Annotated in this window: 5 protein-coding genes and 1 pseudogene; 2 read left to right on the top strand and 4 right to left on the bottom strand. The window is 70.2% G+C overall.

Going from position 1 to position 6,236, the window contains the following annotated elements; translation table 11 throughout:
- The 4 genes and pseudogenes from ACL02O_RS26555 to ACL02O_RS26540 form a co-directional block, all read right to left on the bottom strand.
- Positions 1-393: pseudogene (locus tag ACL02O_RS26555) on the bottom strand (N-acetylmuramic acid 6-phosphate etherase); the annotation flags it as partial.
- Positions 390-1,280 carry an ABC transporter permease gene (locus tag ACL02O_RS26550; RefSeq protein ID WP_412820892.1) on the bottom strand — a complete coding sequence of 297 codons (891 nt, stop codon included), beginning with the start codon at positions 1,278-1,280 and terminating at the stop codon, positions 390-392. The pseudogene ACL02O_RS26555 and the gene ACL02O_RS26550, both read right to left, overlap by 4 nt.
- 49 nt (positions 1,281-1,329) lie before the next feature.
- Entirely contained in the window at positions 1,330-2,298 is a 969-nt protein-coding gene (locus ACL02O_RS26545; protein WP_412820891.1) for an ABC transporter permease, read from the bottom strand.
- A 65-nt stretch (positions 2,299-2,363) separates the two neighbouring features.
- Positions 2,364-3,911 carry an ABC transporter substrate-binding protein gene (locus ACL02O_RS26540; RefSeq protein ID WP_412820890.1) on the bottom strand — a complete coding sequence of 516 codons (1,548 nt, stop codon included), beginning with the start codon at positions 3,909-3,911 and terminating at the stop codon, positions 2,364-2,366.
- 184 nt (positions 3,912-4,095) lie between these two features.
- Between ACL02O_RS26540 and ACL02O_RS26535 the strand changes: the two genes are divergently transcribed.
- Both ACL02O_RS26535 and ACL02O_RS26530 read left to right on the top strand, forming a co-directional pair.
- A complete protein-coding gene (locus ACL02O_RS26535; RefSeq protein WP_412820889.1) occupies positions 4,096-5,184 on the top strand; it encodes a serine hydrolase domain-containing protein in 1,089 nt (362 codons plus the stop codon).
- Between the two features lie 169 nt (positions 5,185-5,353).
- A complete protein-coding gene (locus ACL02O_RS26530; RefSeq protein WP_412820888.1) occupies positions 5,354-6,109 on the top strand; it encodes an SDR family oxidoreductase in 756 nt (251 codons plus the stop codon).
- The last annotated feature ends 127 nt before the right edge of the window (positions 6,110-6,236 follow it).

Genomic DNA, 6,236 nt, shown 5'->3' with positions numbered 1-6,236 from the left:
GGTTTCTCCCCCTCCCCCCACCGCCGCGCCGGCCGCCTCGTCGTCCTCGACCCCCTCCTTCGCCGCCAGCACCGCCTCGGTGCCACCGGCGATGACGGCGCGCACCAGGTCCGGTGGGGTACTGAACGTCGGTGGGCACTCCGACGCGTCGAGCACCCCCATCCGGCCGGCGGTGCCCGCCCCGACGTAGACCAACCGACCGCCGGCCGCCAGCCGGTCGGCGATGTCCTCGATGGCCGGCACGATCTGCGGCAACGCCGCACGAACAGTGCCGGGCACGGTCACGTCGGCGTCGTTCATGACCACCGCCAACTGCGCGACCGACGCGGTGTCGAGGCCCGCGTACCGGTCGTCGACCTGTTCGGTCAGCAGGTCACCAAGGCGATCATTCATGCGTTGCGTCCGTTTCTCGGGTCGAGGGCATCGCGCAGCCCGTCGCCGAGCAGGTTGAGCCCGACCACGAAGATGACGATGACGGCACCCGGCGCAGCCAGGTTCCACCAGGCCGTTCCGGCGAGGATCTTGGCGTCGAAGACCATCGACCCCAGCGACGGGGCGGGTGGCGGGCTGCCCAGCCCGAGGAAGCTCAGCGCGGCCTCGGTGAGCACCGCCCACGACAGCGACAGGGTCACCTGCACGATGACGATGGCGACGAGGTTCGGCAGCAGGTGACGCAGCAGGATCCGCCAGGTCGGGATGCCGAGCACCCGGGCCGCCTTGATGAAGTCGGTCTCGCGCAGCGACAGCACCGGCCCGCGGCTGACCCGGACGAAGATCGGCACGTAGACGATGGCGATGGCGATCGCGATGGTCAGCCAGTTGCGGGTGAAGGTGGCCGCGAGGGTCAGCGCGAGCAGCAGCGGTGGGAACGCGAAGAGCACGTTCGTCACGGCGAGCACCGGCCCGCGTACCTTGCCGCCGTAGAAGCCGGCGCAGATGCCGGCGGTGGTGCCGACGGCGGCGGAGAGGAAGACCGCGACGACCGCGACACGCAGTGAGTTGCCGAGGCCGGCCAGTGATCGGGAGAAGACGTCGCGGCCGAACTGGTCGGTGCCGAACCAGTATTGCGCCGACGGCGGCTGCAGGCGGGCCTGCGGGTGCTGGGCGATCGGATCGTACGGGGTCATCCCCAGCAGGGCGGTGCCTGCGGCCACGACGACGAGTACCACCAGCACCGCGCCGACCAGACCGGCGGGGCTGCGCAGCAGTCGCCGCCACGCCGCTGCGCGGGTCCGGGGTGCGGCCACCGGCACCTGCTGCCCGGCAACTGCGGGCGTCATGCCGACGCTCCGCCGCGCATGCCGGGAGTCGGGTTCGCGCTGCGCCGGCTCATGCGGCACGCACCCGGGGATCGATCACCCGGTAGAGCAGATCGGTGAGGAGGTTGACCACCACGAACGTGGTCGCGATCACCAGAACGGTGCTCTGCACCACGGCGTACTCCTTCTGTTGGATTCCCGCGAGGACCTGCCGGCCGATGCCCGGCACGGAGAAGATCTGCTCGACCACGACAGCGCCGCCGAGCAGGTAGCCGAACTGGATGCCGGTCATGGTCACGATCGGGTTCAGCGCGTTGTGCAGCACGTGACGCAGCCGCAGCCGCCACGGCGTGACGCCCTTGCCGCGGGCGGTGCGGACGAAGTCCTGGGTCTGCACCTCCAGGAGTGCGGATCGTGCGGTGCGCATGATCGGGGCGGCGAGGCCGAAGCCGAGGACCAGCGCCGGAAAGAGCATCTGCTGCAGGTTCAGCAGCGGGTCCTGGGTGAACGGGGCGAAACCCTGGGCGTTGGGGTTGTAGTGCGCGTACTTGGAGACCACCGTGAGCAGCGCGGCGCCGAGGAGGAAGTTCGGCACCGACAGGGCGGCCAGGCCGACGAGCTGGCCGAACCCGTCCCGGACCCCGTTCGGGCGGGACGCCGAGAGCATGGCCAGCGGCACCCCGATCAGCAGACCGATGATGGTGGCCAGAACCGCCAGCTCCATCGTGACCGGCAGGGCGTTCGCGGTCATCTCCAGTACGGACGCGCCGGCTCGGCGCGAGAAGCCGAGGTTGCCGGTGAGCACGTTGCCCAGCCAGGAGAAGAACTGCAGCACCACCGGCTGGTCGAGGCCGTAGTAGGCGCGCAGGGATTCCTGCTGCTCGGGGCTGAGCCCGGCGGCCTCGGTGCCGAGGGTGGCGGTGATCTCGTTGCCGGGAATCGCCCGCAGAGTGGTGAAGACCAGCACCGCGACGCCGAACAGGGTGAGCACCGTCTCCACGAGCCGACGGAGCAACGGGTGACGTGCGATGGCCCGCACCGGCACCTCCTTGGATAGGTCCTGCCGGACGGTGCGGTGCGCGCACCGCCCGGCAGGTCGTGCGGTCACTGCAGCGAGATCTCGCGCAGGTTCTGCAGGGAGCCGTTCGCCAGTGGGGTGAAGCCGGAGACACCCTGGGTGGTCGCGGTGTAGCTGTAGCTGGAGAACAGCCACACCCAGACCGCGTTGTCCTCCAGGTGCCGGGCAACCTGGGTGTAGATCTCCTTGCGCTGGGCGGTGTCGGTGGTCGCCTTGCCCTCGGCGAAGAGCTTGTCGAGCTCGGGCGAGGAGTAGCCGGCCACCTTGTTCAGGTTGCCGGTGCTGGTGAAGTAGCGCCCGTACATGCCGTCCGGGTCCGGACGGCCGCCGTTGAGCGCCACCGCCGCGCTGAAGTCGGCGGCGACCCACCTGTCCACGTACGCGCCGGACTCCAGCGTCTGCAGGGTGAGGTTGATGCCGGCTTCCTTCAGCTGGGCCTGCAGGTTCTGCGCCTCGTTGACGGAGGTGGCGTACTCGCCCTGGGAGACGATCGCGGGAATGGTGACGCCGTTGGCGAAACCGGCGCCGGCCAGCAACTGCCTGGCCTTGGCCACGTCCCGGTTCGGGCAGGGACGTGCGTCGGGGTCGGACTTGTAGGCCGGGGAGGTGATCGGCCCGGTCACCTCGCCCTCGCCGAGCGCGGCCGTGTCCAGTACCTGCTTGCGGTCGATCGCGCAGGAGATGGCGAGCCGTACGTCGAGCTTGTCCAGCGGCGCCTTACGGGCGTTGAGCTGCAGCACGTGGTACGAGAGGCTCGGCGTCTTGGCCACCTTGAGCCCGCTGCCCTCGGCCGACTTGGCGACCAGCGGGTCGTCGAGCGTGGCGAACTGGACGTTGCCGGACTGCAGGGCCGCGACGACCGAGGTCTGGTCCGGGATGATCCGGAACTCCAGGCCGCCCAGCTTCGGCTTGCTGCCCCAGTAGTCGCCGTTGGCGGTCAGCTTCACCGACTGGCCGGCGGTGCGGCTGTCGAACTTGAAGGCGCCGGTGCCGTTGGGCTTCTTGCCCACCGTCTCCGGGGTGTCGTCCTTCGACAGCATCGCCAGGTTGGTGGTGGCGAGGCCGGCGAGCAGGCCGGCGTCCGGTGCCGCCAGGTGCAGCACGGCGGTCTGCGGGTCCGGCGCGTCGACCGACTGGATCGACTTGACGGTGGCGGCGGCCACCGCGGCGGTCTCCGGCTTCTGGATCCGCTCGATCGACGACTTCACGTCGGCGGAGCTGAACGGCTTGCCGTCGTGGAACTTGACGCCCTTGCGCAGGGTCAGGGTCAGGGTCTTGTTGTTGTCGGCATATTGCCACTTCTCGGCCAGGCCGGGCTTGACGTTGAGGTCGCCGTCGAGTTCCGTGAGCGTGCTGTACATCTGCTCGAGCAGATGCACCGCCTGGAACTGGGTGGCCTTCCAGGGCTCGAGCGTGTTGGGGTCGGCGGTGTAGCCGACGACCAGGGTGCCGCCGCCGGCTGACCCTTCCTTGCCGGGTGTGCCGCTGGAGCAGCCCGTCGCGACGAGGGCGGTGGCCGCGACGGCCACCAGACACCTGGTAGCTGGCGAGCTCAGCGCGCTGGGGAGCTTCACGTTCCTTCCCTCCGGTATGCCACGGCCACGTCGCCGCGAGCGCCACGGGCGCCGGTACTCCCCGCCCTCGGCGGGTGCCGTACGCCCGGCGACCGAGTATCGAGGCGCCACGGAGTGATGTCAACAGTTTCCGAGATGCGGATGCTGCATGAAAAAAGTTGCCAGCTGAGCTAGGGTCCTCCGTGTGTCCCGACTCAAAACGATGCTGGTCAACGGCCTGGAAGGCGGACGGCGTCCGCTCTACAGCGCGGCCGTCGCCCTGATCCAGCGAGGCGGCCATCCCACCGATCTGGTTACCGTCGGTCACCTGGCCCGGTACGTCGACGCCGCCGGCACCCCGGTCGCACCGGAGGCCCGCCGGCCCGCCCTGGAGTCCACAATCTTCGATCTCGCCTCGGTGACGAAGCTGTTCACCACGACGGTGCTGCTGACGCTGATGGAAGAGGGTCAACTCGGCCTCGACGAACCGATCGCCGATTGGCTGCCCGGCTTCGGCGCCGGCGACCGGCGCCGCATCACCCCGCGCCACCTGCTCACCCACACCTCCGGGCTGCCGGCGTTGCTGCGGCTGTGGACCGACTGGCCGGACCGCGAATCCCGGGTGCGGGCGGTGCTGCACGCCCCGCTCGTCGACCGGCCCGGCAGCACCTTCGAATACTCGTGCGTCGGATTCATGGTCGCCGGGCTGCTGGCCGAACGAGTCACCGGCCGGCGGCTGCCCGATCTGGTGCAGGAGCGGATCTGCCGACCCCTGGGCCTGACCGACACCGGCTTCCGGCCCGACCCCGCCCGCGCGGCCCGGACCGCGGCCACCGAACACCAGCCCGACATCGGTCGTGGCATGCTGCGTGGCAGCGTCCACGACGAGAACTCCTGGTCTCTCGGCGAAACGGCGGGCAACGCCGGCCTGTTCGGCACGGCCGCCGACGTCGCCCGGTTCGGCGAGATGCTGCGGCAGGGCGGAGCCGTCGACGGGGTCCGCGTCCTCCAGCCGGACACCGTGGCGGAAATGACCCGCGATCAGCTGCCCGCAGGCATCGACCCGGGCTTCCGCCACGGCCTCGGCGTCCGCATCGGTGACCCGCAGTGGATGGGCCCGTTGGCGGCGGACGCGGCCTTCGGCCACACCGGCTTCACCGGCACCTCCCTCCTGGTCGACCCCGGCCGAGACCTGGCGCTGGTCCTGCTCACCAACCGGGTGCACCCCAGCCGCGAGTGGTCCGACATCGCGGCGCTCCGGCGCGCCGTGGCCGAGTACGCCACGGACACCTGAGCGGCGCACGGCGATCGCGTCGACCGACCGGGACCGCAGGGCAGGATCTCCACCCCACGCCGCATATCACAACTTTGGGGACATATCGCTGATGTGTCCCAGCCCGGGAGGTTCCCGGTCTTAACTGGTGACCGGACGGCAACCGACGCCAGCGACAGAAGGGCCTGTCATGAAGATCGTTGTAATCGGCGGTACCGGCCTGATCGGGTCGAAGGTCGTGGCGATGCTCGGCGAGCTCGGCCACGAGGCGGTGGCGGCCTCACCGAAGACCGGCGTCAACACCATCACCGGCGAGGGCCTGGCCGAGGCGTTCGCCGGCGCGTCCGTGGTGATCGACGTGTCGAACGCCCCCTCATGGGAGGACAGCGCGGTGCTGGACTTCTTCACGACTTCCACCCGCAACCAGCTCGCGGCGGAGGCGGCCGCCGGTGTGGGCCAGCATGTGGCGCTGTCGATCGTGGGGACCGAGCGGCTGCCGGAGAACGGCTACTTCCGGGCGAAGGCTGCGCAGGAGAAGCTGGTGGAGGACTCGCCGATCCCGTTCTCGATCGTGCACGCCACCCAGTTCTTCGAGTTCGTCCCGGCCATCGCCGACAGCACCGCGGACGGTGGCACGGTTCGGATGCCACCGGTGCTGTTCCAGCCCATCGCCGGCGACGAGGTGGCCCAGGCAGTGGTCCGGACGTCGGTGGGGTCGCCGATGAACGGGCGGGTCGACGTCGCCGGGCCTGAGCGGGTCCGGATGGACGAGTTCTTCCGGAGCGCCCTGGCTGCTTCGGGCGATCCTCGTGAGGTGGTCACCGACCCGCACGCGCGCTACTACGGATCCGAGTTGGACGAGCGGAGTCTGGTGCCGGTCGACGGGGCGGTCCTCGGGGAGGTCAAGTACGCCGACTGGCTGGGCCGCACCAGGTCCGGCAAGTAGAGCGCACACCTGTCGGCAACACCTCGCCGCCCGTCGGGCGATCGTGGCCAGCCTGTACTGGGCGCAGGACCGGTCCGGCGGCCGGAGCCGGGTGTGCTGTCACGCTTCTGTTGAGTTCGAGGCGTGA

Source organism: Micromonospora mangrovicola, assembly GCF_047200535.1.
GTDB lineage: Bacteria > Actinomycetota > Actinomycetes > Mycobacteriales > Micromonosporaceae > Micromonospora.
The sequence above is the reverse complement of the archived record's forward strand: the minus strand, read 5'-3'. Positions and strand labels throughout refer to the sequence as shown.